Below are 26,193 nucleotides of genomic sequence, written 5' to 3' on the forward strand. Positions count from 1 at the left end.
TTGTTATCTCCTTAAATTAATTTTCCTGAAAAGATTAAAAAGCCAAACGCAACGAAATGGAATGTTATGATAATACTCAACGCTTGCGTCCATTTATTATTCCATTTAGGTGGATGTTGTTTACGCCACTTCTCATAGTAGCCATATAGAATAAATAGCGCCGCATGGTAAAGCCCGTAAACAATGTAGAATACCTCTAAACCATGCCAAATGCCCATAATAAAGAAATTGATGAAGAATGCTAGATTCGATAATACAAGCGTATCTTTAATCCATTTCTTCTTAGACATGAAGAATAGAAATCGCATATAAATACAATCTCTAAACCAGAATGATAGACTGAGGTGCCATCTATTCCAAAAGTCCTTTATATGCTTCGCTTTAAACGGTTGTTTAAAGTTTTCTGGCGTTTTAATACCAAATAAATAACTAAATGCAATCGCAAATAAGCTATAGCCTGCAAAATCAAAGAAGAGATAGAAGCTATAGGCATACATATAAAGCCATAAATCGAGTACTTTCGTGTAATCGTATTTCATTTGAACGATCGCATATTGGTTAATAAGGTACGCGATGATGTATTTATATAAGAAGCCAAGCATGATTTTATGAATGGCTTGATGCAGTAAAACTTGATAGTCCGCAGATGACGGGACTTTCTTATCGTCTCTAATAAAACGTTTGTAGCGATCAATGGGTCCTGACGAAATCGTTGGAAAGAATGTGATAAATTGTAGCACCTTTAACATATCCACTTCTTTAATCGATTTGTCTCGAATTTCCATTAGTAGTTGCACGCTTTTAAATGTTAAATATGAAATACCAAGGAACGCAACCCACTCTACAAGTTTGTGTCCGTGTAAGTGAATTTGGTGCTCCCCTAGCCACGAACTCTGTAGTACTTTAACAACTATGAGCGGCAGAATTGATAACGTGATAACCGCCGCGAATTTAAGAAATGTATTCGAGCGTTTAACCGCGTGAACGTAATAGTAAATGAGCCCGAGTTGCCATAGAACATACATGATAAAACTGATCAGTTGAATGCTAAGCCAAGGTATTTGAAATAAGTTAAATGTCTCATCTGAGAAGATGAGTACAATCATAATAAACGTGATGATAGCGTTATATATGAGGCTTCTTTTACCGAAAAGCCCTAGAACTATAACGGGTATCATTAATCCTAATGCGATGTAGAAGAACTGAAATTCACCGTATGGAATCATGAGTTAAGCGCCTCTTTAACTTTATGTCGATCGACTTTACCGTTCAGCGTCATAGGTAAGTGATCCATAAATGTGATTTTCTTTGGCACCATGTACTCAGGTAAGCGTTCTTTTAAAGCGTCTTTAATTGTTTTAACGGATTGATCTTGTGATTGCTCTTCTAAAATGATAGCTGCATGTAGATGTGTAACTTTATTGAGTTTATATATCGGCACGACGAGTGCTTCACGTACACCTTTAATATCTCTTAAATGCGTTTCAATTTCTTCAATTTCCATTCTGTAACCGTTTAGTTTAATTTGGAAATCGATACGCCCTGTGATGAACCATAAATTGTCCTTTAATATAGCTTTGTCACCTGTATGATAAGCTCGAGTGTTATCAATAGCTTTGAATACTTTTCGAGAACGAGCCTCGTCCTTTAGATAACCTAAACTTACGCAATCCCCTGCGATTACAAGTTCTGATTCTTCCGTTGTCGTAAGTGTTGCTTGAGGTTGTGGCGTTCCTACTGGCAACGTTTCATACTTCTCTAATAGTGCTTCGGTTACTTCAACACTGGTAACGGCTACTGTGGCTTCAGTTGGACCGTACGTATTGTAAATCGTCGCAGCGTTGAAATGCTGCTTAAGCATCTTGGCCTTTTTATGAGGTAAAATCTCCCCACAGAAAAAGAATTCTCTTAGCGATGGGAACGTGTCGATGTTAAAGTTTGGTAATAGTAAGCACATTTCCATGAACGATGGCGTTGAGACCCATACATCAACTGACGCTCGTTCAAGCATTTGGTAGATGCGAATCGGTTTATAAATCATATCTTTATCAACAAGTTGTAATGTTCCGCCTGACATGAGACATGGGTAAATGGCCATTACAGATAAATCAAATGAAAATGGCGCTTGGTTGAGCCAAGTATTATGTTGCCCAAGTTTATGAAGCGATAGCATCCAATTTGTAAATTGGAGTAAGCTGTCATAAGCGATTTGAACGCCTTTAGGTTCGCCTGTTGATCCCGAAGTAAATATCGTATAAACACAATCGGATGGTTTCATGTTACATGTTTTAGATGTAGTTGGATGTTTAAGTATATCGTCTAGTTGAATTTCTTCATATGATGCGTAATTAAGTAAATCGTTCGATGTATTCCAAATATAATGTGGTTGTACTTTATCAATAATAGCTTTGACGCGACTTTCTGGAAGCCCCATATCAATTGGAACATAGCCACAACCGGCTTTAATTGATGCAATCATACCTACTAACATTAGCGGTGACATATGACCGTATACGATTAACGGACGTTGACTATCTTCTAATTGATACCGTAATTGATTGGAGTACGTTTCTAATAAATGATATGTCAATGTTTCTTGTTCATGTTTCACTGCAATGAAGTCGGGCTTTGCATTAGCATACTTAGCTAAAGTTGAAATTAATTCTTTCATGTTCGACTCCTATAGTTAAAATTCATTATAAATAAAATTGTTTTGCGTATCTCCAGAACCATAGATGAGATAAAGCGCGATAAATATCACGATGTATAAGACGGTTTGAAGACAAAGCTTGGTTATTTGTATCTCTTTTTGTTGCATTCTGCACCACCTCGTTATAATTTCAATTTATTATAATCTTTTTCATATATATTTACAATCAAAAAATGAAACAAATCTATCGCACATGTCAATTTTTCGACAAAATAAAAATGCCAACAGTAAACTGTTAGCATTTTAATACGATAATTGATTTAAGTTTTCTAAAGTTCAACGGGTGTCTTAGGAGGTTTATCATTCAGAATCGCTTTTACGTTTTCAACGCAGCACTGAATCATACGATTTCGCGTCACAACTGTAGCACTTCCGATGTGAGGTACCACGACAACGTTGTCGAGCTTTAGAAATTCGTGGTTCATATCTATCGGTTCTTCTGTCACGACGTCTAACCCAGCACCTAATATCTCACCTTGTTTGAGTGCTTCGACTAAGTCCTTTTCAACGACAATCGGACCTCTACCAATGTTAATGAATATCGCATCGCGCTTCATTTTCTTAAATACGTCTTTATTAAATCGACGCTCTGTTTCTTGCGTTAACGGTGCGGTACAGATTACGAAATCACTTTCAGAAATTAACGTATCGAAATCTGTGTAATGCACGCCGAGTGTTTTTTCAGCTTTTAAGTTACGTGAGCGGTTATGGTACAACACGTCTGAATGGAAACCTTGCAAGCGTCTCGCAAAGGCCTGACCGATTTCGCCCATGCCGAAGATACCAACCTTAGACTGAAACACGTCTTTGCCCGCAAATAGATACGGTCCCCAACTTTGCCATTTGCCGTCTTTAACATACTTCTCCGCTTCTACAATACGTCTTGCGACAGCTAACATTAATGAAAAGCCAAGCTCAGCGGTAGTTTCGCTAAGGACGTGTGGCGTATTCGTAACAACGACGTTATGCGTGCGCGTAAGTTCTAAGTTAATATTATCGTAACCTACTGCCATATTCACGATAACTTTTAAATGAGGTGCTTGGCTTAATACAGTCTCATCTATCGTCTCGCTTAACGTTGTAATACAGGCAGTTGCATCTTTAATAGAAGCTAAGAATTGATCTCTCGGCATCGGTGTTAAGTCGTGTGGCCACATTTCTACTTCTGCAAATTGTTCCAAATCATTAACAAAACGATCTGGAATCTTACGTGTAATTAATACCTTTGTCATAGGTATCACTCCATTTCTAGCTGTTCCTTTAATTCGTTGAGATCTTTATAACTATATGTCGGTGGCACGTCTTTTCCTAAAACATCATCTTTAGTAGAGACACCTGTTTGAACGTGAATGGTATCGATGCCTGCATTAATGCCTGAAAGGATGTCTGTATCGTAAAGGTCCCCAATCATGGCAACATCCGCTTTATCAAGCTGGATTAAATCTATCGCTTTATTCATAATGGCACTTTCAGGTTTACCTATGAATTTAGGCGCTACGCCTGTTGATACAGAGATAACGCTCGTTAAAGCACCGTTACCTGGTAAGAATCCGCGCTCTTTCGGAATTGATACGTCTTTATTCGTTGAAATAAATGTAGCGCCGTTACGTACAGAAAGCGTCGCGATAGCGAGCTTTTCATAAGTGATGTGTTCGTCTAACCCAATTGTCACAACGTCTACGTCTTCATTGTCTTTCAGTGTAAGGCCTGCTTCAGTGAGTGCTGTTTCAAGGCCTTTTCCACCAATCATATAAACGCGTGCATTAGGATTCATCTTGTAAACTTCGTCGGCAGTCGCCATCGCAGACGTCACGACTTCGCTCGGTTTCGCTTCGATATCGAATGCTTTAAGCTTCTCAGTAACTTCTTCAGGCGTTTTAGTCGAGTTATTTGTGACAAATAAGTGCGGAATATCGTTCGCGTTCAAGTAATCGATGAATTGTTTCGCACCATCGATTTCATCTGATCCTTTATACATCGTGCCATCAAGATCGATTAAATAACCTTTGTAATGTTTAACCATTAAGCTTCTCCTTTTCCAAAAGCAGTCACGGGAACGTTCTCGTTCTTAAGGAAGTTCATAACCTCATCAATGAATTGACGATATTTCGGTAGCGCCTCATCGAAAAGCGGTTTAAGTTCATCGACGTTCAGTGCGACAATATCATGCACAAATTGCTTACGAACCTCAACTGTTCGGTTAATCGCTTGTTGTGTCTCTTTAGAAATGACACCTTCAAGTTCTAAAATATCGATAACATCTTTGTAGTTACCTGGATCTCTTAAAATAAAACCATCGATAATCATATTGCCGATATCGACAGAAATTTCAATTAACATATGCGCGATACGTTCGAAAGCATATTTATTATCGCGTTGACTTGAATAATCTTCAGTTAATTGATATAAATAATTTAATTTTGTGGATAATTGTTCTTTATTTACAAAATACATGCTGTCACCCCTCAATACCTTTATCATATCACAATTTTGCGTCTAGATTCATTTCTAGTTATACTGAATTAAGTCGATAAAGTTACGTTTGAAAAGGAGTATTTGGTTATGATAGATATGTTTTTATACGATGATGTAGACCCAGCTCAAGTCCGATTTGTGGGATTCGTTGGCGAACACAGCCGTTATGATTTAGTACTGTTACAGACGGATCGCCATTTCGGTAAAACGTTAGTATTAAATACGCAGACGAATAAATTCGGTATTATCGGTACGGACGATATGGAGGAAGAAGGCTATATTGCTTATATTTTAGGGGTTTCAGACGAAGAAGCCGACGAAATCAAGGAATATTTATCAGAGGTTATTCAATAGGAATGATGGTTAGGACTTAGTGGGCTTACTAGGATCTACGTTTCTAGCTAACTAACGGGCAGGTGGGCTTAGTAGGCTTAACGGGCCTAGCGATAGTGGCTGGATTAGCGGGCTCGGTCGGCTTAAAGGGTCTAGCTCTAATTTCATTCCTGGCGAACTAATATATTAGGCGTTCTTAGCGCTAATATGCGATCTAGATTAGTAATAAACCTCGGGTATTTCGGTTAAAATATTAGATTATAACAGCGTCGAAGTTAGGTTAAGTTACCGCTTCGGCGTTTTAATTTTAGGGGTTGTAATTATGGGTCCGAATTGCGTCGGTTTCGTTTGCTCATTCCGACGCTATTCAGTTCTAGCGTCGGTTTCGGTAGTACATACCGCTGAAATAAATACAATCTTATTAAATACTTGCAGGAATAAGACCGCCCTTAACGACTTGTGATATCTCCACTAGTTGGTAACGGCTCTCTTAGCAACTTGTCGTTACATAACAAGTTGGTAACTCATGATTTTTAAAATACTATAACTATTTATTAGAACCATGTTATTTAATCACTTGGTTGAAAAACTACTGTAAGAGCCATGTCGCGGCTCCACTTGGCTACTAATCCATCATAAGAGCCATGTCGCCACTCCACTTGGCTACTAATCCATCATAAGAGCCATGTCGCCACTCCACTTGGCTACTAATCCATCATAAGAGCCATGTCGCCACTCCACTTGGCTACTAATCCATCATAAGAGCCATGTCGCCACTCCACTTGGCTACTAATCCATCATAAGAGCCATGTCGCCACTCCACTTGGCTACTAATCCATCATAAGAGCCATGTCGCCACTCCACTTGGCTACAACACGCAATCAAACCCAATATATCAATCACCATCTCCTATAGCCCTTTTAAAACAAAGAAACGCACTCTAACCTTTCACGTATTTCCCACCTGAATCTAGAAAAATCCACACTATCACTTATCTCTATAGCCCTCTTATGCCGATAAATTAGCACTATCACATATAGCTAAAATTCCACTTTAAACTAACACCCCATATTAAAGCCCCACATATCCACCTAACACAAATACGCCACGCTTTCACGCTATCACCCACCCCCTCGTACCCCCTTCTCAATGCGAAAAAGAGAACTCGTACCCCCTCTCAATACGAAAAAGAGAACTCGTACCCCCCCTCAATGCGAAAAAACCGCGCTATCACACGATAGCACGGTTTCTCTTTAATTATTAATAGAAGGTTTTATTTTAACGTCACGTAGTTTATCACTTTTAAGTTCATCTAAATCTTCTTGATAGTACTGTTTAACTTCGTCTTTCGTTAGCTTTCGTAATATAAAGTAACGGCAACCGAAGTTACAGTATTCTAATAGATAATCTTGGATCGTAGAAAAACGTTTACTAATATCTGACTTTTTATTCGTATCTTTATAGAAACCTTTCAGTCTCAGTTGATCATAACCATAATCACCGACGATAAAGTCATATTTATCAAGAATATCTGAATAACGGGCTACGAAGTCCTCTTCGTTGAAACCGTCTTTATATTCTTCGATAAGTTCAAAATGTTGTTCTCCTACTTTAATCATGGCGTTCACCTTATTAATTATTCTTTAATTGCTCTTCACCAAGGCGTTGTTTTTCTTTAGCCGCTTCGTTAACTTGCTCATCTGCGTGGTAAGAACTGCGGACTAATGGACCAGCTTGGCAATGTTTAAATCCTTTTTCCATAGCTACTTTTCTTAATTTACCAAATTCAAGTGGTGTGTAGTATTTTTGTACTTTTAAGTGCTTACGTGATGGTTGTAAGTATTGACCAATTGTTAAGATATCTACGTCATTAGCACGTAAGTCGTCCATCGTTTCATGTAGCTCTTCGATTGTTTCACCAAGACCTACCATGATACTAGACTTAGTAGGGATATCTGGTTGTAACTCTTTAGAACGGCGTAAGAATTCTAACGTACGGTCATAAGTCGCACGCGCACGAACTCTAGGTGTTAAACGACGTACTGTTTCAATATTGTGGTTTAAGATATCCGGTTTAGAAGCCATTAATGTTTCTAATGCTTCATAGTCACCACCCATGTCAGATGGTAAAATTTCGATAGTTGTGTATGGATTACGCTCACGTACTTTACGTACTGTTTCAGCGTATACATTTGAACCTGCATCACGTAAGTCATCACGAGCAACCGCTGTGATTACAACGTGTTTTAAGTTCATAAGTTCTACTGATTCAGCTACGCGTTCTGGCTCTTCTAAATCAAGTTCATTTGGTAAACCAGTTTTAACTGCGCAGAATCGACATGCACGTGTACAAACGGCACCTAAAATCATGAATGTTGCAGTTCTTCTTTCACCCCAACACTCGTGTATATTTGGACACTTAGCCTCTTCACATACTGTGTGTAAGTTTTTCTCACGCATCATTTTCTTAAGGCCAGTGTAGTTTTCGTTAGTATTAAGCTTTATTTTCAACCAATCCGGTTTACGTAGGATTTCTTCATTTTTTGTAGCCATACCAAGCTTACCCTCCTGTAATTTCAATCTCCATATATTATAACGAACTTTAATAAAAATTAAAATCCACTAAAGCATATTTACATACTTAATAATTTCTTTTTAAATATATCTCTCAAGAATTCTGGCATCACGTATTCTAAAGGTTGTTCCTTCAGTATAGGAAAATATCGGCCAAATGTATACATATCTACAGTACCAAGTGTATACGTTTTGTCATCGATGACTTCTTCGCCATTTACGAAATAGCGTTCTTCTAACTCAATGTAACCTGCTTGATACCATATGTAACCGCCGAAGATATCTCCTCTAAAGCCTAATCCTTGCGCGTGTTTATTCAAATATTCTTGTTTTCTACTCTCCATTATAATCCTTTTAAGCACGTGACCCTTAATATTTGCTCGCACAACGTTAATTGGGTGCGGCAACATTTGATGGATATCATATTCAGTGACAACGTCTTTTTGAATGTCTTTTACAATAAGGCCAGCGTTGATCAACGTACAATCGGCACCAGTAAATTCGTTAATACTTTCAGCTAGTAAATAAGACGTTTCTGTAACGACATCTGTCTTTCGTTCTAGGTGAATGGACTTTTCCATAACGGGGGTGCTCAGAATCTCTTTGCCCTCTTCATCAAAAGCCGTTTCGACTTGCGGCATGTCTTCAAGGGGATGAATGACCGCTTCTTTGTGACGTACTTGAGCATCTTCAATTTCAAGCGTAACTTCGCCTAAGTACCAACCATATTTCGCTGCAGCAGCCATTAAGACGCCGTTACGATATTCACCTCGTTCAAAGTAGTGATGCGTATGACTACCAAAGATGACATCAATTTCAGGGCACGCATCACATAAACGCTCATCAAAGAAGATGCCCACATGACTCATTACGATTAAGACATCGTACTGACCTTTATGCTTCGCGATTTCATCTTTAATCGCTTCAAGGGGATCAACAACGACCCAATCGAGCGCACGGTAGAACGGGGTGAACGGCGCAGTCGCTGCGATAAATAGAAATTTAACACCCTCAATATCTTTCGTATAACTCATCGCAATGCGGTTCGGCGAATAACCATCCTCATCGAAAATATTCGCACACGTTACCACGAAATCAGCATCGTCATATAACGTATTTAAAGCATCATGCGGTAACGTCATGCCTTCGTTGTTACCAATCGTCGCGATATCACAATTCGCATCATTTAATAGTTCAACATTACGTTTACCTAACGTACCTTCAGTTACAGGGAGTGATAGATCCACATGATCACCAATATCTAAATATAGAGATGGATGTGAAAGCTTTGGTCTATGTTCGTGCATATATTGGACTAAACGCTGATATTCATGAAGGTGACTATGAATATCATTTGTATGATATAACGTTACTTTCATATAATGCCCTCCCTTTTAGAAAAATGATTTCACGATTAAATAAATACTTAGCATAATCATAACTGTTCGTAGTAATAATACTACCGTATCTGATTTCACAGCGCGATTAATTCTAACGCCTATTTTAGCGCCGATATAACTTGAGATGACGAGGATGAGTGCATAAAACCAGTCGACATGGCCTTGTAAAATATGACCGAAACTACTCGTTAAACTTGAGAAGAAAATCATCATCATACTCGTACCAACCGCAACATGAGGCGGAAATCTAAATACAATTAGCATGAGCGGCGTCATCAGAGCACCGCCTCCAATACCGAAAAGCCCTGTAATAATACCTATTAAAAAGGAACAAATGATAGCGACTATCGGTGGTACACCGTAATGATATGTTTCGTTATTAGCATCTGTGTAGGATTTAAGGTACTTTTCCTTTTGAAAATAAGAAATCGGTTTAATCTTGTTACGAACCATAAGCAAGATCGCGACAAATATTAAAAAGATACCGAAATATAAATTAAATGAATCAATCGTTAAAAAGTTGCTTAAGAACGCACCTATAAACGAACCAGGTATCACACCAAATAAGAAGATGGACCCGTTCTTGATATCCACTTGTTTCGTTTTAATATAACTTAGCGTTGAGGATAAACCTGTCGCAATTAAGATTACGGATGATGTTCCAATCGCAATTTGCGGGGTAATCCCCTTTAAGATACCCATATCCATGCCGAAATAAATCAGCGTCGGAACAATAATAATGCCACCGCCTATGCCGACGAGCGCACCTATAATTGCGGATAAAAGACCGACGAGGACTAAAATAAGAATACTCAATGTGTTACCTCCTGGTTATTGTTACGATGAATGTCGTATCGTTCTAGAAGAGTTTTAATTGTTGAGGTGCTAAACCTTCATATTCAATGCCTAGGATTTCTTGAAATCGTTTAGCATTATCGACTGCATGCCCACCTGAATTATTATTAAATAGGACATACACATCTTTAGCCTTTTGATCGAGAATCTTAACGTATGACGCAAGCTGTTCAAGCTCTTCATCATTATAATTGTATAAATAACGTACGTCGCGCCATTCCTGATCAGACATATCTTTCTTCGTCCAACCATGTCGATTACGTCCATGAAAGCGTACGAGCGCGTTACGCGTCGTAATTCGATTCACAAACGGCACAGACCCTTCGCCAACTTGCGGTTCATCACAAACCGAATGCATGACACCTTGCTCCGTAAGAAACGACAACGTATGTTCTTTCATCTCATCCGTAAACCACGTGTTATTCCGAAATTCCACACAAATTGGGAAACCCTTCAATTGCTCAAACACATAGCGCATATAATTAATATTCTTCGTTGAACAATCAAACCACGGCGGAAACTGTACAAGAATCATCGCTAAGCGGTCTTCCTCTTTTAAAGGCGTCACCATTTCTCTAAACTTCTTGAAAAGCCCTTCACGTGTCTCGTCAAAATCTTTATAGTCTGCATGAAGCGTTAAAGCTTGATGGCTTTTCACAACGAATTTAAACGAATCTGGTGTATCTTTAATCCATTTACGGATATTACGTTCTGGTTGGATCGCATAATAACATGCATCGAGTTCCACAACTGGAAAATGGCCTGCATACACACTCAATTTATCCGATTTCTGTTTAATATCTTCATATAATGTATCGTGGTCGCCCCATCCTGTAAGTCCTATATTTATCATTTGAATCACCATGTTAATTTTACCACATGGTAATTACTCACTTCATGGCTTAGGCTTATGATTGTCTAAAGGCAAAGTGTTTAGCAATGTCATCGGGTTGAAGCACTCATAATGACTTAACTTGGTTGTATCACAGTATTTTATGTGAGATGTGTCATGTGTGAAAAGCCCTTAAAAAGGCTATTGAGACTTAAATGGTATTTTAATGAAGGAGGCGTAAACATGGAACAAATTAAGTACGGCGAACATGAAGATCAACATATCGATATTTATCATAATGAGGACCAGGAGAAACCGAATACTTGGTTGATCTTAATTCATGGTGGCTATTGGAGACAAAAATTCTCGAAATCAATGTTAGATACGTTCTTAAACGCGCTGTTACATGAGGGTTATAGTGTCGTGAACGTTGAATATCGACGTGGTACGTTTGAATGGCCTGCACCTATTGAGGACGTGACAAGTGCAATTCAAGCATTTAAAGACTCAGATTTCTACTACGATGAGACACTCATTTCAATCGGACATTCAGTAGGCGGCCAGCTTGCGTTACTAGCATCAAACGAAGTTGACCGTACGATTGCTTTAGCTCCAGTAACAGACGTACCTTATACAAAGGAACACGATTTAGGCGATGGTGCGGCTGAAGCATACTTTAAAGACGCAGGAGACGATGTCTTAAAAGAAGCGTCACCTATTCATCAAACGCCAGTTCAAAGCGAAACACTCATTATTCATGGGTTTGACGATGAAAAGGTCCATATGGAAACGACATTAACGTACGCTTCAAAGAACTTGAAAGACCAAAATAACATCACTTTATATGGCTACAAGTTGTTGCCTCATTTAGAATGCATCAATCCTGAATCATTCCACATGAAAGATATGCTTGATTGGATACAACATTAAACACATTAAAGCGGGTTAAAAGTTCAAAGACTTCTAACCCGCTTCTTTATATCTATTATAATTGTTCAGCTTGCTTGATACCATGCCATAAACGTGCTCGATCTTCGTGATATTCAATTTGATCAAGTAAGCGATATAAAGTGGCTTGATCATTAAATTCGCCTATAAGCACATCATTTCCGTTGCATGCATCATAAGTCGTTATGTCACCATCAAAATAATGGTCTGTATAGATTCGACCTAGATGGTCTTGATATAGATATACCATTTCAATCACATCTTTCGTTAATTAAATGATTACATCTTTTCGTTTACTTCTTTAATCAGTTTCTCCATAAAATGCTCTGTTGAGTCACGTTGACTCAATCTTGGAGATTGCCCACACCATAAATGTAAGATATCTACATTGCCTTTAGCACCTGCAGCTTTTCGAATCGGGTTTGTAAGTTGATTCTGAAGTGGGTAAGGTAATATGTCGATGTCAGCTTTAGACATCTCGTTAATGAATAAGTTACGTATACCACGGGCAGACTTACCGCTAAATACATTAGTAACAGTCGTTTCATCTTCCGTGGCTTTTAAAATGGCAGACTTATGAACGTCTTTAGCACCACTTTCGTTTAAAGTTAGAAAGGCTGTCCCCAATTGAACACCTTCTGCACCTAACGAAAGACTAGCGACGATACCACGACTATCCATAATGCCGCCTGCTGCTATAACAGGCACACTAACGTTATCGACAACTTGAGGTACAAGCGACATCGTTCCGATAAGCCCTTCATGGGCTTTTCCTAAGAAGGTTCCTCGATGACCACCTGCCTCACTACCTTGCGCAATAATGATGTCGACACCCTTCTCATCAAGAACAATAGCTTCTTTGACAGTCGTCGCCGTTCCAATAAGGGTAATGTGTGCTTGTTTCAATTTACTGATTGTCGCATCACTCGGAACACCGAAAGTAAAACTACAAATCGGCACGTTCATATCAATTAAAATATCAATTTGTTCATCGAAATGTTTCGTTGTATCAAAGGATAATTCAGGTACGTCATCAAAAGTTTCAAGTCCTACCTGCTCACGGTAAGGGTTGAGTTTACGGCTCATGCTTGTTATTTCGTCTTCCGTCGCTTCAGGATACTCTGATATAAATAAGTTAACCGCAAAAGGTTTGTCGGTTAAACGTTGTACGTCAGTTATAGCCTGCCTAGTCTTGTCACCGTCCATATAGCCAGCGCCAATTTGGCCAAGACCACCTGCCGTACTTACCGCCGCAACGAGTTCAGGCGTCGTTGACCCAGCCATACCTGCTTGAAATATTGGATAGTCTATCTTTAAACGTTCAGTTACGCGATTGTTATGCCACATATTTAGCCTCCATCGTTACCTTGATTTGTATTCACTATACCACGACCGCTTAACATGTAAAAAGTAATTGAGTCATTGTTAGCCCTTGTCGTGTGAAATTATACAAACACTTTCGACTACATAAAAAGCGATACCGACACAAGTTTGTCGATACCGCTTCTATATTTAATAGCGCTCACGCTATCTATTAACCGATTGAACCTTCCATTTCGATTAAAAATGTCAATTCACAGGATTCACAAAAGTCAAAACGTTGATATGACGGCATTTAACTCAATTGCATTTTTCTGAATTCTTTGTTTTAAAATCAAAATGGTATCATTAGTGGTATCAATAAAACCTTATTTTAATTAAGCTGAAACATGACTATAAAATAAAATAGTATCAAAATTTATATTTAACAGACAGTTAGGCATATGAATTTTATATTTGACCCATAAATTAACACATAGAAGTTAATATTAATTATTTAGAAAAAATATATAATTATATTATATTCATTTTATAATAAATATAAGTTTATAAATAGAGGTGATTAAAATATTCTTCATCGACTTAATCAAAAAAACTGTTAAGTTTTTTAATTTTTTTAATAATCTAAAACTAGTCAATGAGAAGGGTTAGTGCAATATTGAATGCACTAACTTTTTATAAAAAAAAGAAGGCCAGCTTTTAACGCCAGCCTTCACACAAAGTGAGAAACTCTAATGAAAAAAATTAAGAAGAGGTGTTCAACCTCTAATATCGAATGTACTAGCTGAATGAAAATAAATCAAAGAATTTAACCTAACAAATTTATTGATAATTCTTTTTGTATCTGTTAATTTAAAAATGTGGAGTCACTTATAACTCCAAGACTATTAATTTTTTCAATGTTATACTACTTGACCTCTTTCCCCCTCTTGGTTAGGGGGGGTTATGGTTGATATCGCTCTAGATGTATTTTATATTATTACTAGGGAAATTATATAAAATAATTTTCCTGTTCCCCAGCCTATTTGTTATGACACATTCTTAGTCTAGCCCCTTTCTGGGGCTATTTTATCCAAAAAGGCAGACACTTATAGTGCCTGCCCTCAATAAAACATGTAAGCTTATAGTTAAGAGAGTGTTCAATGTCTAATTTTATTTTACCATTTGTCAATAATTTAAAACATCGTTAGTTTATCTGTACTTTTATGTTGTATTATTTAATTTTTTAATAGAAAATTGTTTGAAAATTTACAATTATACTTTAATGTAAGATTATACTAAAAAAAGGTGGTATCATAATGACATTTTACACTTATATTAAAGAATACAATAAAGATTTGACTCCCTTTGGAGATGTGGCACGCACACTTGAGAAAGATAGGTATTTCCCTGAATATTCTAATGATACCCAGCAAATAAATGACTACATGGTTAAGAATTACCATTTAAACAGTTACATAACACAAAATCACAATCGGTTAATGGCGTTATATAAAGAAGATTTAAAAGATAATAAATTCTAATTAAAACCATTGAAGTTTAAACACCTTTTTGTTATAGTGATTGTGTGGGAGTTGATTTGTTTAGTACCTACACTTACTTCGAATTCCTAGGGCCCCTTTTTATGGGGCTTTTGCTATTCTGAATTATTGCTAATGCTAATGTGTATGTTGTTGACGAACACTCCACAGAAATGTTCATTATATGTCTAACCATCCCTCACTTTTTAAGGAGGGATGAGATTTGTAATTCCGTGCTAAAATTATTTATAATTACATTATAATAATTTTCCTCTCAATTATTATACAGAATTCTATGCAATTAACTTAATCAAACATATGAATCTTTTCCTCTAATCTTGTGGTGAGAGGATTTTCTTATATAAAAAACGAGGCTTGATGTAATTTTTTTACATCAAGCCTTTTTAAGAGTTAGAATTAAAGAGAGTGATTCCGGAACACTATTTAGCACATACCCCATTTGTTAGACCTTAAACTCTATTTGATGAAAATTTCAACAAACATTTGATAAGTACGTTAACATACCATAATTAACTTAAAATCAAAAACGAACAAACGCAATAAAGCGTATGTCCGTAAAAGGATTTTGGGCATGATAACTAAAACCAGTGTTTCAAGGGTATGAATATAACTTATCACATTTTTTTAAAAATTGGCAATATTATACCTTTTTATTTTGTAATTAATATAAATACTGTGGGGACTTTTATCAAACTATCATAGTAAAATGGATGAGTCAACTCTTTAATTTGAATACTCCTAAAAAAAACGGGCAAACGCATGTAAACGCCTGCCCAACGACAAAAAATATTATGATGTCGAGTATGATCTCTTATGGGGAAAGATATTTGAACTATAACATAGTCCCCCATAATTCGCTAACTTTTAATTCACTGTTACCGTTCCATGTTCCAACTGGTAAATAGATACGCTTACCATCGTAACCCGTGTAACCAATCCATTTATAACCATCTTGGAATAAAATTTCATCGTATTCAATAACTGCTCCCGTTGGTAAACGACCTGCCTTATTATTAGTTAATAAGAACGGTCCAACATATCTTGCTTGGATAGATTGGTTACCATTTTTAAACGTTCCGCGGTGGTTTTTCCATAATGTGCCGTATTTGTTACGTTGGAAACCTTGAGGCGCTTTCTTCTTGACTGGTTGTTTCTTGTACTTTTTAGTGTTAACAGTTGGTTTATTACCTGCTTTAATGTCTGTTAGGTAATCTTCAACCATTACAACGAAATCATTATACGTTCCAGTTGCACGCATTTTGTGTGGGCAGTCTTTGCCACTGTACCAGTGGTGCGGGTGCATACGATCAGTACCCCAACCGTAAACATGTAATACATAAGCAATATATAAAGCGGCGTTCTTTTCTGCTTGAATATAACGGTCTGATTTTTGCCCACCGTAACCGTTGTCTAATGAATAACAAATTTCAATACCGATCGCGTTACGGTTCCCACTACCAATTGCCGTACCATCGCCTGTGTGAAACGCGTTACGACTAAACGGGATGGCCTGTACTGCTTCTTTATCGTCAATTGCAACGTGGAACGATACATAATTGCTATTACTGTTCATATAAGCAACTTCATTACGTGCTGATGCGCTATTTCCTGTGTTATGAACCGCAATCATCGTTGGCTGCATGGCATAAGGGCATTTAAACGCGTATAAGGACTGCGGTGTCCACATATTTACAATTTTGTAAGCCACATTATTCTACCTCCTCTAATTGTACATGTTCTACCTCTTCATCTGCTTCTAAAGCGTCAATTACGTTATCTTCTGTTTCTTGTAACTCAATATCTTCTTGTGGAAGTTCCCCAATGCCTTCTAATACTTCTGTTTCATTTAATTTATTCATGTTCATTACCTCCATCGTTTTTAATGTAAGTTACTTGATCGTGTGGGTTCTTATCATCACGTGGATGCTCATAAGTTTGAACAATAGCGCTATCTTTAACCCCTTTTGTAGTAGGGTCAATGATGACACCTAAACCAGCTAATAAAATTAGTACACTTGAAGCAATATCAACGCTTTGTTCCACTTGTTGCGAATAATCGACACCAAACGCACCTGTGATGTTATTCACAAATAGAGCTAATGCCGAAATAATAGCGACCCAAAACGATTTTCTCTTTAATCTGACTTTCCAATTTATTTTATTCATTGCTTTATCTCCTTTAATCAAATTAAAAAGATGCTACTACACATGGTAGTAACGCCTAACTAAATATTACTTACATTCGCCAAACCAGAAACATGTCCAAATATCTGCACCTCTTGCTAAACGTGCGAATAACATGGCTATCACCTCCCTTAAATGCCTGTAATCATGCGAATAAGCGACCAAATGAATGTACCTAATAATGAAAGCAAGGCGGTATACAAACCGAATTTATATTTTCCGAATGTATTTCTACGTTCCTTTCTTTCATCATCAATTTGTTCAAGCGTGTAATTCATTTTTAGATTAACTATTTCTTGAGATTGCTGTTTATCTTTGATGCTATTTATATCTTCTTTCAATTCGTCAGTTTTAGTTTCAAGACGCCGCAAACGCATGTTAGTAGTGTCGTATCGCTCATCATTCATGAAGCCACCCTCTTTCTCTCTCTGGCAATTGAATTGAGCATATCAATGTCAGCATTTAATAGTGACTTAATCAACATCGTAAATTTGAACGTCATCTATAGCACCTTTATTTTCTAAAGGGATAGAAGCATTATCTAACTCGTCTAATTTCTCGATACTATATAGTGTTTCGCCTGTTTTCACCCTAAGTCGTTCGCCATCAAAGTAGACTTTTTCAGGTTGTCTAGCTATTTGTTCTGTTGTTGGTAAGACTTTATCATAAGCTTTATCAGGTACAATTCCGATACCTGCTTGTTCTATAAAGTATTTGTCATCTTGCTTAACTAAAAATAATAGCCATTTCATTTATCTAATCACCCTTTCATGTGTACGCGGTTGGTCCTTACATATCCCGTATTGTGCTTCACGGCCTCTTGACTTGCGACGCGTGCTTGTAAATAGAATTGTCTAGGCTCGTATGTCGGCACGCCTAAATCAAGCGTTACGCTACCAAAACTTGATGAACTATTTTGATAGGCTGTTATAGTTGTTCTTGCTTGTGCATTGCCGCTACTCTTACCGAACTCAAGGACACGGCACTCAATCGGGATACTTTGCCAAGCAGAAACGGCATCAACAACACCACAAGCGAACGACACGACAAGATAACGCGCATCATGGAAAACATAGAAATTCTCATAAGTTAAAAAGAATGCTGAAGGTATTGAGTAGCTTTGACCTGAAAAACCGACGTCCGGGCTCATGAATTGATTACGTTGAACCGCTAAACTAAATTTCGGTATACCATTTTGAACCCAAGTCGCACCATCGGGACGTTGTATATCAATCTGCCCACGTTTTATGTGTAAACCTGATGAATTTAATCTAACGCTACTTTTAGCACCTACAACTTCTACTAAGTCAGCATTTAATTTACCAGCTCTAATATAGTTGGCATTCATTGCACCAGCTGTTATAAGATTGGCGTTAATGGCACCACGTCTTATAGCTTCTTCAAAAGTTTGCCCACCATCTTTACTAACGCCAATACCAGATGAATTGATAAGCGTTACGTAATTTGGATTAGATTTATCAGTTAAAACCAACCCGTTTTCAGTCCAACCTATTTCAGATTGCGTGCTTAACAACATATTAGATGACTCTTTAATAGCTGGCGGTAACACATCATATGGCAATTTAGCAGTACCATTTAAAATAGGTTAATATCCTTAGTAACGCCTGCTTGTTGCTTTTTGTACCTTTTTGCTCTTGATATATCACCAATTGTTAACTTAACGCTCAATACTTGGTGTTTAGCGTCTCGTTTTGTTTTAACGCCAACTACCCTTAAATCTCGTATAACACCTAATTTGTTTATGTTAAAAGGTACTACATCTCCCAATTCTACTTGTGCAAACGGATATTCGTTGATCAATGTTACAAAATCAAATTCAATACTAAATTTTAGGGAGTTTTCGACTGTTTCTTTCATCTTCTTATCTAAAGTTTCAATGTGCTTAATTCTGCCATCTTTTATAGGCGGTGCTTCTCGAATACCAAATAAATCAATCATTGGACTTTCTGCATTAGCCGGGTATTCACGTTTGATTTTAGCTTTTGTATATCCTGATTCATCATCTTTGTAATCAGCAAAACCCTTAATATACGTGTAAAAACCAGTAGCATCTGTTTCCAATTTTACGTTGTTAGCATTTAGTTTATTACTAAAATAATATGCTGGTCGGCGCTCAATTTTAGAAGATAATATAAACTGTTTAGAATGATATTCATATCTCCAATCATACCCGTATCGTTCACAGCCTTTTAAAAACATATCTAATTTAGTCTCACCTTGACCAGAATTTTCAAATTCCTTAGCATATGCGTTGTTTATAAATGTGTAATTGTATGGTGTGTTTTCAAAAACTTTATTAAAAAATTCTGTGTTCGTATAACTTCCAGTAATGTCATCGTAAACACGGTGTGTAGCTAAAAAGTCAAAATGTTTCAATCTTGCTGTAACACTTATAACCAATTTATTCTTCCATAAAGAAGGTTCTACAAGAATTACTACATACTCACGTCTATCTGAAGCACCTGTAGACTGTCCAGTGATATTCTGAACAGTCCACAATTGCTTAACATCTTTTATATAATTTTCAGTTTGTTCGTTTTCAATTATTTTAAATTTCAACATGCCATCAGCGTTATAATTTTCTTCTTCTTCTGTAACAGCTTCTAACATATGAGTATTACCTAGTGTGTCGGTTAAAACTAATGCCATTTCATCACCTCGTTATCTAACATAGAAATCAAGTGATTTACCGAATTGTAGAGCTGTCGGAGCCACATTTGCATCGTTATTTTGTCGAATCGGTGCATAATAGTATTTACAGTATTGTGGCTGATCACTGAATGATTGTGCCTCTGGAGAATTAACATGTAAATCATCAAATCTATTATGTCTTATATGCATTTCTTGTTTTGTATCTAATGTGCCTTGAATGGCATAACCACGGGTAGATTTAAAATATTTGTGACTTCCAGAGGCCTCTGTATCAAACGTAATTAATTTAGGTACTAATATACGTTTTAGGGCAAGATGGCCACAAGTTAATGCCGTCCAAAAGTTTTCAAAAAGAACAGGTTCCTTTCCGTCTATTACGTTGTAACTAAAATCCATATTAAGCGTTCCGTTGCTATTAAACGAAAAGTCAGAGAGCATATTAGCACGATCAATCAATGTAGAAATCTGACGCATAGAGAAATTTTTTAATGCCCAAATTTTTCCATTATCAATTGCTGACCAGTAAGCTAACATTTCAGTACCATATGTTGAATAAACTGGAGCGTAATCTAATTTGAAATCATCAACTACTTCGCCTCCATGATACGACCCAAATTGCAAGCCATTTTCTAAGTTCTTAAAAGCGTAATCGCTAGCACCTGCGCTGTTAATGAAAGGTACGGTATCATTCATTCCGTAAGCTACAAAGTCTGTAAAATCTTGTCCATTATACTCATTCAAGTGATAGACATTGATACCGCCTAAATATACATCTTTGGAAGAGGTGTTTTTAATAGTAATGTCATTATCTCCATTACGTTCACCTACTTTAAATGGAAAACGTCTGTAAGAATGATTAGGGGCTTGTGTAATCGTATCTTCAAAAACCTTAGCTCCGTCTACAAGAACCTCAAAAGTTTCGGCATTTGTGTATCCAGAACGTGCAAAGAAAGCAACGTTCATATCTTTATTACTTTTTAAGTTCACAGAATAAGTAACGGATTGACCCGGTTTTAATGTATAGACTTGTAAACCTCGTGAACCTTTTGAAGCATCACGATCTTCTTTGTTGTAATCTTTGTTTTCTAAAACCGAACGCTCAATACTCGATGGACCTGAGAAGTCCCACGTTGGTGTAACAGTACCGCTTTTAGTTTTTGATGCATCAACATAAGTAATCACGTCTGCCATTGGTTTGACTTGATGTAAACGCATAAGTTCATAATTGTCACCGTAACCTTTACCGCCAATACCTTTTTTAAATTTATATCTTAAATAGCTATTTGAACCCACTTGATAAACTATCAACTCATCAGCATTTAACTTTTGAATAAGTTTGTAGTTATTACCTAAATCAGCTGGCTTAGGTGGTCGTTCACTGTTAGATTCGATTGTAATATCTTTTTGAGGTATTTCAGGAATCTCAATCGCGTCATTTGATAGGTTAGTCCATTCATTCCATTTTCCAGAAACTTTTTCACGTACGTATACATCATTGCTGCCGTCTGATTTCCATGTCATTCGTTTAAAATCTGGTTCAAAAACCACATAATAAAGAAAGCCATTAGGTTGCCCTAAGTTATTTAAGGCATCAGATACATACACCACTTGAGTTTTATCGCTTAAACTAGAATCTGGATTACTTAAATCTAATTCTTTGATTTCACGAACGCGCCCATTATCCTTAGTGATTTTAGATTTTTGCCAGTTTGATGTGTCGATTGCTCTAAAGTTTTCTAATTCGTCTAAAACTTGCTTTTGTTTATCTTCTATTTGTTGAATGTAACCAGTCATTTTACTTTCAGCTTCTTGACGTTTTTTATCAAGCATTTCAATGCTTTCATTGGTAGCGTTGGTTACTTCATTGACTGATGAAGTTAAGTTATTAATTTTAGTTTCATAGTCATCGACAATTTGTTTTAATTCGATTTTAAATGTTTTGTACGGATCTAATTCAATCTCTTGGAACGGTTTCCATTCATCGTTGTTGTACGCATAAACCTTGCCTTCACTTAAAACCATTCTTAATGTGTTATTCTCTTCATCTTGAGGTAAATCAGATTCATTGTTAACTGGTTCTTTTAATTTGATTGAATTTACCTTTTGCATAACTTCCCATAGGTCATCTACAATGTGTTGCGTGGTAGCAGCTATTTTATTATATAATTCTTCATAGTTTGAATTGTGATTATCCATATTTTTAATGTCTAAAGGTGTTGTTATCTCTTTTCTTGTCAAAGTAATTCCCCCTACAAATAATAAAAACGACAATCAACATCAATGTTGACGTCGCAATCTGTTAATAATTTAATTTCGTTATAACCAACTTGGATAGATGGTGTAACAAAGTTAGTGTGATTAATGATTGATAAACCATTCTTAGTTATGTCGGGTGCGTTATATTCAACTACATCACCTTTTTTTATAGATGTTGAGTCAAACACACTAAACCTTGCGCCATTAAAACGCCATGCGAAACCTTGTGGTAAATCTTCATTAAACTTAAAAGTTATCTTTTGGTATTGATTAAATTGGTCGTTCGCTACATTGCCAGCGTAATAGAAGTAATAAGAACCATTTTGACTATCTTCTGCTTTAGAAAACCTGTACTGTCTCGTTTTAGGGTCTCTTGATAACCCCATGCCGTATGACCACAGTGGGTTATCTGTATATTCCAACCCATTATCATGTAAATCTAAAGACGTACCAATACTTTCACCAAACGGTAAACCACACGTTGAAAAAGTTAATTCACCAGAACCATATGATGAATGATTTTTCTGTGTTATTTCTGTTGCACTTGTTAACCTTACTAGGTAACGTATACCAGTAGAATTTTCATTTTCAGATTGAGCGTCGTCATATACCGTTTCTTTGCCATATTGGTCAATGCTAATAGCGTTACTTTTTGCTTCAACATCTTTGAATGTATATTGAGCAATTTGTGGCCTTCTCATTTCTTGTATATAGAATGGTTCTGTACTCGTTGTTAACTCATAAATCAAATTACGCATCAAAGGAAATGAAGTTAAATTTTCACCCTTAAATGAAAAAGGGACGCTTATTTCACGTCCCTTAAAAGTAGCGCCTAGGTCAAAATAACCATGTAAGCCGTCTATTTCTTGTAAATTATCTTCTAATTCAATACCTTGTATATTAACATCGGTTATATTGAAACCATGTTCTTGTAATGTGTATGATGTGCCATCTTTTTTAGTTATTTTTAAGTCCACATGTTCACCTCCTAGAATGTGAATACTGCTTCATCACGTGCATTTATTCCGTTAACTTTAGCTGTGATAGCTTCATCATCAAAATCTAAAGAAACCGTTAAATGTGTTTTATTAGGTTCCGTTCTCAATGTGTAATTGTGATTATTGTTTATAGAACCTTTTGATGATAAACGTTTCATTTCGTTTGTCATACCGCTAAAGTTAGTAGCTGTATTAAGGTTAGGTTTAAAAGCACCAGTCATAGCGTTAGCAATGCGTGTAGTGTCTTTTACAACTTTGCGCCCACGTTTATTTAAGCCAATTTGCATACCTTGCATCGTATAAACACCTATTTGCTTAAATACTTTAGATGGTGAATGAATGCCTAGTAAAGATTTTGCGCCTGCTACAGCATCACCTACTACGCCTTTAGCTGCTGCTACAGCATCGCCAGCCATTTGTTTAATTCCGTCAATTAAACCATTAATTAAATCTTGACCCGCGCTCATAAAGTCGCCAATAAATCCTCGTGCGGCAGATACGGCACGATTTACGCCACCTTTTACACTTTCAACTACAGAATTCATTTTGTTAGTGACTACCGATAATATACGACCCATAGCTGATGCAATGGCTGATCTCGCTCTATTCCAACCATTCTGTATTCTTTGAACAATACGACCCATGAATTCGCCAATCTTACCAGTGATTTGACTCCAAATATTAGCTACTTTTCCTAGAATATGGGTTAATGCATTGGCTACTGCTGATTTAGCACGATTCCAGCCGTTTTGTATTCTTTGGACGATTCGACCCATAAACTGACCGATTTTACCTGTAATTTGGCTCCATATATTTGCGATTTTTGCTAAGACTTCGCCCATTACTTGAGCCGTTCATGATTTAACGCGGTTCCAACCGTTTTGAACCTTACTAACTACTTCTGATACTTTTTGAACAATGGCATTTTTGACTTGATTCCAAATATTACGTGCAGTATTTAAAGCTGATTGCCATAAGTTTTGCGATACTTGTAACACTTGTTGCCAAACTTGACCAATTTCACCAATAACGGACATAGCCTTTTGTATAATTGTTTGGACGATGAGACCCCAAATTGTACTAGCAATAGTTTGGAGGTTCGTCCACCATTGTTGCGCCGTGTTAACGATTCGTTGCCAATAACCGACTAATTTAGTAACGATACCCATAACTTTTTGTATAATCGTCTGGACGATTGATTGCCAAATTGTAGCCGCGACATTTTTAAGTGTTGTCCACCATTCCTGAGCTGTAGTCGTGATTTGTTGCCACCAACCTACTAGTTTTAAAACTAAATTCATTACAACTTCAATAATAGTCTGAACAATTAAGTTCCAAATGTTACGTGCTACATTAGTTAAAGTAGTCCACCATTGTTGAGCGGTCGTAACAATCTCTTGCCATTTTCCTATGAGATTTAAGACTAAGTTAACTACAGTATCTATGATAGCTTGTACAATCATGTTCCATATTTGTCTAGCTATGTTAGTTAAATTTGTCCACCATTGTTGAGCGGTCGTAACAATTTCTTGCCACTTACCAACTAGTGATAAAACTAAATTAACGACAATATTTATTATAGCTTGTCGTATCATGCCCCAAATTTCCATAGCACGACCGATTAAATTACCGAACCATTCAGCTGCAGTATTAACGATCTCTTGCCACTTGCCTACTAAAGCAAGAGCTAAACCAGCCACTAAGTTTAATATGATGGTTTTTATAAGCCCCCATATATCACTTGCATATTGTGATAATGGTTGCCAGATACCCTTAGTATCTTCTACAATTCCATTCCATATATCAACTAATCGTTCCCATAAGGCCTTAGCAATATTTCCGATTCCTTCTTTAATGGCATTCCAAATATTTATGCCCATTTTCTTAATAGTTTCCCATGCACCTTGCCAATCGCCAGACAATAGCTGTAATCCAGCGGTTATAATACCTAAAATTAAATTGAGCGCAACCTTAATAACCATTTTGATTGCTTCCCAAACAACGTAAGTTATAGTCTTGAGATTTTCCCAAGTGTGTTTAACGCCCGGACCGATAATGTCACATGCTCTTTCGATAAATAGTACAATATCGTCCCAAACTCTTTTGGCAATATCTTTTATTGCTTTCATAGCTGGTCCTAGGTAATCTTGGAAAATTGCGCCTAATTCTTTTACGAAAATAATAACTTCATTTACCGCATTACCTACAGTTTCCTTAATTTCATTCCACGCTCTATTAAAGCTATCTCTTACTTTTTCAGATGATTTATAAGCGCCTACTAATATACCGATTAATGCAGCGATAACACCTATTACTACCCATGCTGGACCTGATATTGCAGCAATAGCACCTGCAATACCTTCAAATGCTGAAATAACAGCACCACCAATTCCAGTGAAGCCACCTAAAGCTTTAAGGATAGCACCGAATATAGAAATTAAAGGTCCTGCTACTGATGCAACGGCACTAATAACTGGTGATAAGGCTACAAACATACCGACTAGCGCCATACCTATGCCTACTAGTTCTGCAACTCGTGGATTAGTATCAGTAACATTTTTTAACCATTCTGAAAAAGCCTTAGCAACATCTAATACAACTGAACCTAGTGGTGCCAATGCCTTACCAACATTAATAATAATGCCTATAATGTTACCAATGATATCTATAATTTTTGGACCATTTTGTTTAACATATTGTATAAATTTTTTAAAACCGTCTGATTCAGCTACTGTAGATGACCATTTCTCAAAGCCTTTAGCCATATTAGCTAGACCTTTTAATACAATGTGGCTCATAGGTCCAAAAGCTTTCATTAAATTAAAGATTCCTTTAAATGTAGAAGAAAATATCTTGCCGATTAAAGGTAAGTTGCGTTTAACATAGTTTGTGAAATCTTGTATTGCTTTAGATCCTTCTACACTGGCAGCCCATTCATCAAATGACTTGCCCATGTTTTTAAAACCTTTGGCTACCCATTTTGTAAGTGGTGCTAGCTTCGTAAATAGTGCTATAAAGCCACTACCAAAGCTACCTAAAGCCGATAACATATCGTTGAATATATCAACGCCTGTAGAACCCATCATCTTAAAGA

Annotated in this window: 26 protein-coding genes and 1 pseudogene; 3 read left to right on the forward strand and 24 right to left on the reverse strand. The window is 36.8% G+C overall.

Going from position 1 to position 26,193, the window contains the following annotated elements:
• Positions 1 to 11: 11 nt before the first annotated feature.
• The 6 genes from dltB to A33S_RS0105345 all read right to left on the reverse strand — a co-directional run bounded on the left by dltB (position 12) and on the right by A33S_RS0105345 (position 5,164).
• A complete protein-coding gene (dltB, locus tag A33S_RS0105320; RefSeq protein WP_009383431.1) occupies positions 12 to 1,226 on the reverse strand; it encodes a D-alanyl-lipoteichoic acid biosynthesis protein DltB in 1,215 nt (404 codons plus the stop codon).
• Positions 1,223 to 2,671 carry a D-alanine--poly(phosphoribitol) ligase subunit DltA gene (dltA, locus tag A33S_RS0105325; protein WP_009383430.1) on the reverse strand — a complete coding sequence of 483 codons (1,449 nt, stop codon included), beginning with the start codon at positions 2,669 to 2,671 and terminating at the stop codon, positions 1,223 to 1,225. Before dltA ends, dltB begins: the two co-directional genes overlap by 4 nt.
• 15 nt (positions 2,672 to 2,686) lie before the next feature.
• Positions 2,687 to 2,818, reverse strand: coding sequence for a teichoic acid D-Ala incorporation-associated protein DltX (locus tag A33S_RS0105330; protein ID WP_009383429.1), 132 nt, complete (start codon positions 2,816 to 2,818; stop codon positions 2,687 to 2,689).
• Between the two features lie 161 nt (positions 2,819 to 2,979).
• A complete protein-coding gene (locus A33S_RS0105335; RefSeq protein WP_009383428.1) occupies positions 2,980 to 3,942 on the reverse strand; it encodes a 2-hydroxyacid dehydrogenase in 963 nt (320 codons plus the stop codon).
• Positions 3,943 to 3,947: 5 nt separating this feature from the next.
• Positions 3,948 to 4,733: a TIGR01457 family HAD-type hydrolase gene (locus A33S_RS0105340; protein ID WP_009383427.1), complete on the reverse strand. Its 786-nt coding sequence runs from the start codon at positions 4,731 to 4,733 to the stop codon at positions 3,948 to 3,950.
• On the reverse strand, positions 4,733 to 5,164 hold the full coding sequence (locus A33S_RS0105345) for a DUF86 domain-containing protein (protein ID WP_009383426.1): 432 nt from the start codon (positions 5,162 to 5,164) through the stop codon (positions 4,733 to 4,735). The genes A33S_RS0105340 and A33S_RS0105345 overlap by 1 nt, the downstream gene beginning before the upstream one ends.
• A 108-nt stretch (positions 5,165 to 5,272) precedes the next feature.
• Here A33S_RS0105345 and A33S_RS0105350 point away from each other — a divergent pair, with 108 nt between their 5' ends.
• The gene (locus tag A33S_RS0105350) at positions 5,273 to 5,539 is read left to right on the forward strand and encodes a DUF3055 domain-containing protein (RefSeq protein ID WP_009383425.1); all 267 of its coding nucleotides are present in this window, start codon (positions 5,273 to 5,275) and stop codon (positions 5,537 to 5,539) included.
• A gap of 1,232 nt (positions 5,540 to 6,771) precedes the next feature.
• Here the strand turns inward: A33S_RS0105350 and A33S_RS0105360 are convergent.
• The 5 genes from A33S_RS0105360 to A33S_RS0105380 all read right to left on the reverse strand — a co-directional run bounded on the left by A33S_RS0105360 (position 6,772) and on the right by A33S_RS0105380 (position 11,200).
• Complete coding sequence (locus A33S_RS0105360; RefSeq protein WP_009383424.1) at positions 6,772 to 7,137, reverse strand: YutD family protein; 366 nt, start codon at positions 7,135 to 7,137, stop codon at positions 6,772 to 6,774.
• Positions 7,138 to 7,150: 13 nt separating this feature from the next.
• Positions 7,151 to 8,071, reverse strand: coding sequence for a lipoyl synthase (gene lipA / locus A33S_RS0105365; protein WP_009383423.1), 921 nt, complete (start codon positions 8,069 to 8,071; stop codon positions 7,151 to 7,153).
• A gap of 80 nt (positions 8,072 to 8,151) precedes the next feature.
• Positions 8,152 to 9,471 (reverse strand): bifunctional metallophosphatase/5'-nucleotidase, encoded by a 1,320-nt coding sequence (locus tag A33S_RS0105370; RefSeq protein WP_017176625.1) that lies wholly within the window; start codon positions 9,469 to 9,471, stop codon positions 8,152 to 8,154.
• A gap of 15 nt (positions 9,472 to 9,486) precedes the next feature.
• Positions 9,487 to 10,308: a sulfite exporter TauE/SafE family protein gene (locus tag A33S_RS0105375; RefSeq protein ID WP_017176626.1), complete on the reverse strand. Its 822-nt coding sequence runs from the start codon at positions 10,306 to 10,308 to the stop codon at positions 9,487 to 9,489.
• A gap of 43 nt (positions 10,309 to 10,351) precedes the next feature.
• A complete protein-coding gene (locus tag A33S_RS0105380) occupies positions 10,352 to 11,200 on the reverse strand; it encodes a DUF72 domain-containing protein (RefSeq protein WP_009383420.1) in 849 nt (282 codons plus the stop codon).
• Between the two features lie 222 nt (positions 11,201 to 11,422).
• Here A33S_RS0105380 and A33S_RS0105385 point away from each other — a divergent pair, with 222 nt between their 5' ends.
• Positions 11,423 to 12,109, forward strand: coding sequence for an alpha/beta hydrolase (locus tag A33S_RS0105385; RefSeq protein WP_009383419.1), 687 nt, complete (start codon positions 11,423 to 11,425; stop codon positions 12,107 to 12,109).
• Between the two features lie 55 nt (positions 12,110 to 12,164).
• On the opposite strand, the gene A33S_RS0105390 is transcribed toward A33S_RS0105385, so the two are convergent.
• Together A33S_RS0105390 and A33S_RS0105395 are read right to left on the reverse strand one after the other, a co-directional pair.
• Entirely contained in the window at positions 12,165 to 12,377 is a 213-nt protein-coding gene (locus A33S_RS0105390) for a hypothetical protein (protein WP_009383418.1), read from the reverse strand.
• Positions 12,378 to 12,406: 29 nt separating this feature from the next.
• Positions 12,407 to 13,474 (reverse strand): NAD(P)H-dependent flavin oxidoreductase, encoded by a 1,068-nt coding sequence (locus tag A33S_RS0105395; protein WP_017176628.1) that lies wholly within the window; start codon positions 13,472 to 13,474, stop codon positions 12,407 to 12,409.
• A gap of 1,271 nt (positions 13,475 to 14,745) precedes the next feature.
• Between A33S_RS0105395 and A33S_RS0105400 the strand changes: the two genes are divergently transcribed.
• The gene (locus A33S_RS0105400; protein ID WP_009383416.1) at positions 14,746 to 14,970 is read left to right on the forward strand and encodes a YozE family protein; all 225 of its coding nucleotides are present in this window, start codon (positions 14,746 to 14,748) and stop codon (positions 14,968 to 14,970) included.
• A gap of 850 nt (positions 14,971 to 15,820) precedes the next feature.
• On the opposite strand, the gene A33S_RS0105405 is transcribed toward A33S_RS0105400, so the two are convergent.
• The 11 genes and pseudogenes from A33S_RS0105405 to A33S_RS11645 form a co-directional block, all read right to left on the reverse strand.
• Entirely contained in the window at positions 15,821 to 16,696 is an 876-nt protein-coding gene (locus A33S_RS0105405; protein ID WP_017176629.1) for an SH3 domain-containing protein, read from the reverse strand.
• 1 nt (position 16,697) lies between these two features.
• Positions 16,698 to 16,853: a hypothetical protein gene (locus tag A33S_RS12200; protein WP_156093034.1), complete on the reverse strand. Its 156-nt coding sequence runs from the start codon at positions 16,851 to 16,853 to the stop codon at positions 16,698 to 16,700.
• Positions 16,840 to 17,154, reverse strand: a complete 315-nt coding sequence (locus tag A33S_RS0105415) for a phage holin (RefSeq protein ID WP_009383414.1) — start codon at positions 17,152 to 17,154, stop codon at positions 16,840 to 16,842. Before A33S_RS0105415 ends, A33S_RS12200 begins: the two co-directional genes overlap by 14 nt.
• A gap of 149 nt (positions 17,155 to 17,303) precedes the next feature.
• The gene (locus tag A33S_RS0105420; protein ID WP_009383413.1) at positions 17,304 to 17,579 is read right to left on the reverse strand and encodes a hypothetical protein; all 276 of its coding nucleotides are present in this window, start codon (positions 17,577 to 17,579) and stop codon (positions 17,304 to 17,306) included.
• 66 nt (positions 17,580 to 17,645) lie between these two features.
• The gene (locus A33S_RS0105425) at positions 17,646 to 17,924 is read right to left on the reverse strand and encodes a hypothetical protein (protein WP_009383412.1); all 279 of its coding nucleotides are present in this window, start codon (positions 17,922 to 17,924) and stop codon (positions 17,646 to 17,648) included.
• Positions 17,925 to 17,932: 8 nt separating this feature from the next.
• Positions 17,933 to 18,709, reverse strand: coding sequence for a hypothetical protein (locus A33S_RS0105430; RefSeq protein ID WP_009383411.1), 777 nt, complete (start codon positions 18,707 to 18,709; stop codon positions 17,933 to 17,935).
• A 59-nt stretch (positions 18,710 to 18,768) separates the two neighbouring features.
• On the reverse strand, positions 18,769 to 19,842 hold the full coding sequence (locus tag A33S_RS11640) for a tail tube TT1 domain-containing protein (protein ID WP_009383410.1): 1,074 nt from the start codon (positions 19,840 to 19,842) through the stop codon (positions 18,769 to 18,771).
• A 12-nt stretch (positions 19,843 to 19,854) separates the two neighbouring features.
• Entirely contained in the window at positions 19,855 to 22,083 is a 2,229-nt protein-coding gene (locus A33S_RS0105445; RefSeq protein WP_017176631.1) for a hypothetical protein, read from the reverse strand.
• An 11-nt stretch (positions 22,084 to 22,094) separates the two neighbouring features.
• Positions 22,095 to 23,078: a phage tail domain-containing protein gene (locus A33S_RS0105450; protein WP_009383408.1), complete on the reverse strand. Its 984-nt coding sequence runs from the start codon at positions 23,076 to 23,078 to the stop codon at positions 22,095 to 22,097.
• Between the two features lie 11 nt (positions 23,079 to 23,089).
• Positions 23,090 to 23,941, reverse strand: a complete 852-nt coding sequence (locus A33S_RS0105455) for a phage tail protein (protein WP_009383407.1) — start codon at positions 23,939 to 23,941, stop codon at positions 23,090 to 23,092.
• A 12-nt stretch (positions 23,942 to 23,953) separates the two neighbouring features.
• A pseudogene (locus tag A33S_RS11645) lies at positions 23,954 to 26,193 on the reverse strand (phage tail protein); the annotation flags it as partial.

The sequence above is a fragment of the Staphylococcus massiliensis CCUG 55927 genome (assembly GCF_000298075.1).
GTDB classification, from domain to species: Bacteria; Bacillota; Bacilli; order Staphylococcales; family Staphylococcaceae; genus Staphylococcus; species Staphylococcus massiliensis.

Coding starts and splice junctions, on each gene's coding strand:
- dltB (WP_009383431.1), bottom strand. CDS start 1,226: ATGATTCCATACGGTGAATTTCAGTTCTTCTACATCGCATTAGGATTA.
- A33S_RS0105390 (WP_009383418.1), bottom strand. CDS start 12,377: ATGGTATATCTATATCAAGACCATCTAGGTCGAATCTATACAGACCAT.
- A33S_RS0105330 (WP_009383429.1), bottom strand. CDS start 2,818: ATGCAACAAAAAGAGATACAAATAACCAAGCTTTGTCTTCAAACCGTC.
- dltA (WP_009383430.1), bottom strand. CDS start 2,671: ATGAAAGAATTAATTTCAACTTTAGCTAAGTATGCTAATGCAAAGCCC.
- A33S_RS0105335 (WP_009383428.1), bottom strand. CDS start 3,942: ATGACAAAGGTATTAATTACACGTAAGATTCCAGATCGTTTTGTTAAT.
- A33S_RS0105395 (WP_017176628.1), bottom strand. CDS start 13,474: ATGTGGCATAACAATCGCGTAACTGAACGTTTAAAGATAGACTATCCA.
- A33S_RS12200 (WP_156093034.1), bottom strand. CDS start 16,853: ATGAACATGAATAAATTAAATGAAACAGAAGTATTAGAAGGCATTGGG.
- A33S_RS0105455 (WP_009383407.1), bottom strand. CDS start 23,941: ATGGGCGAAGTCTTAGCAAAAATCGCAAATATATGGAGCCAAATTACA.
- A33S_RS0105430 (WP_009383411.1), bottom strand. CDS start 18,709: ATGTTGTTAAGCACGCAATCTGAAATAGGTTGGACTGAAAACGGGTTG.
- A33S_RS0105400 (WP_009383416.1), top strand. CDS start 14,746: ATGACATTTTACACTTATATTAAAGAATACAATAAAGATTTGACTCCC.
- A33S_RS0105370 (WP_017176625.1), bottom strand. CDS start 9,471: ATGAAAGTAACGTTATATCATACAAATGATATTCATAGTCACCTTCAT.
- A33S_RS0105425 (WP_009383412.1), bottom strand. CDS start 17,924: ATGAAATGGCTATTATTTTTAGTTAAGCAAGATGACAAATACTTTATA.
- A33S_RS0105345 (WP_009383426.1), bottom strand. CDS start 5,164: ATGTATTTTGTAAATAAAGAACAATTATCCACAAAATTAAATTATTTA.
- A33S_RS0105415 (WP_009383414.1), bottom strand. CDS start 17,154: ATGAATAAAATAAATTGGAAAGTCAGATTAAAGAGAAAATCGTTTTGG.
- A33S_RS0105360 (WP_009383424.1), bottom strand. CDS start 7,137: ATGATTAAAGTAGGAGAACAACATTTTGAACTTATCGAAGAATATAAA.
- A33S_RS0105350 (WP_009383425.1), top strand. CDS start 5,273: ATGATAGATATGTTTTTATACGATGATGTAGACCCAGCTCAAGTCCGA.
- A33S_RS0105340 (WP_009383427.1), bottom strand. CDS start 4,733: ATGGTTAAACATTACAAAGGTTATTTAATCGATCTTGATGGCACGATG.
- A33S_RS0105380 (WP_009383420.1), bottom strand. CDS start 11,200: ATGATAAATATAGGACTTACAGGATGGGGCGACCACGATACATTATAT.
- A33S_RS0105420 (WP_009383413.1), bottom strand. CDS start 17,579: ATGAATGATGAGCGATACGACACTACTAACATGCGTTTGCGGCGTCTT.
- A33S_RS11640 (WP_009383410.1), bottom strand. CDS start 19,842: ATGGCATTAGTTTTAACCGACACACTAGGTAATACTCATATGTTAGAA.
- lipA (WP_009383423.1), bottom strand. CDS start 8,071: ATGGCTACAAAAAATGAAGAAATCCTACGTAAACCGGATTGGTTGAAA.
- A33S_RS0105385 (WP_009383419.1), top strand. CDS start 11,423: ATGGAACAAATTAAGTACGGCGAACATGAAGATCAACATATCGATATT.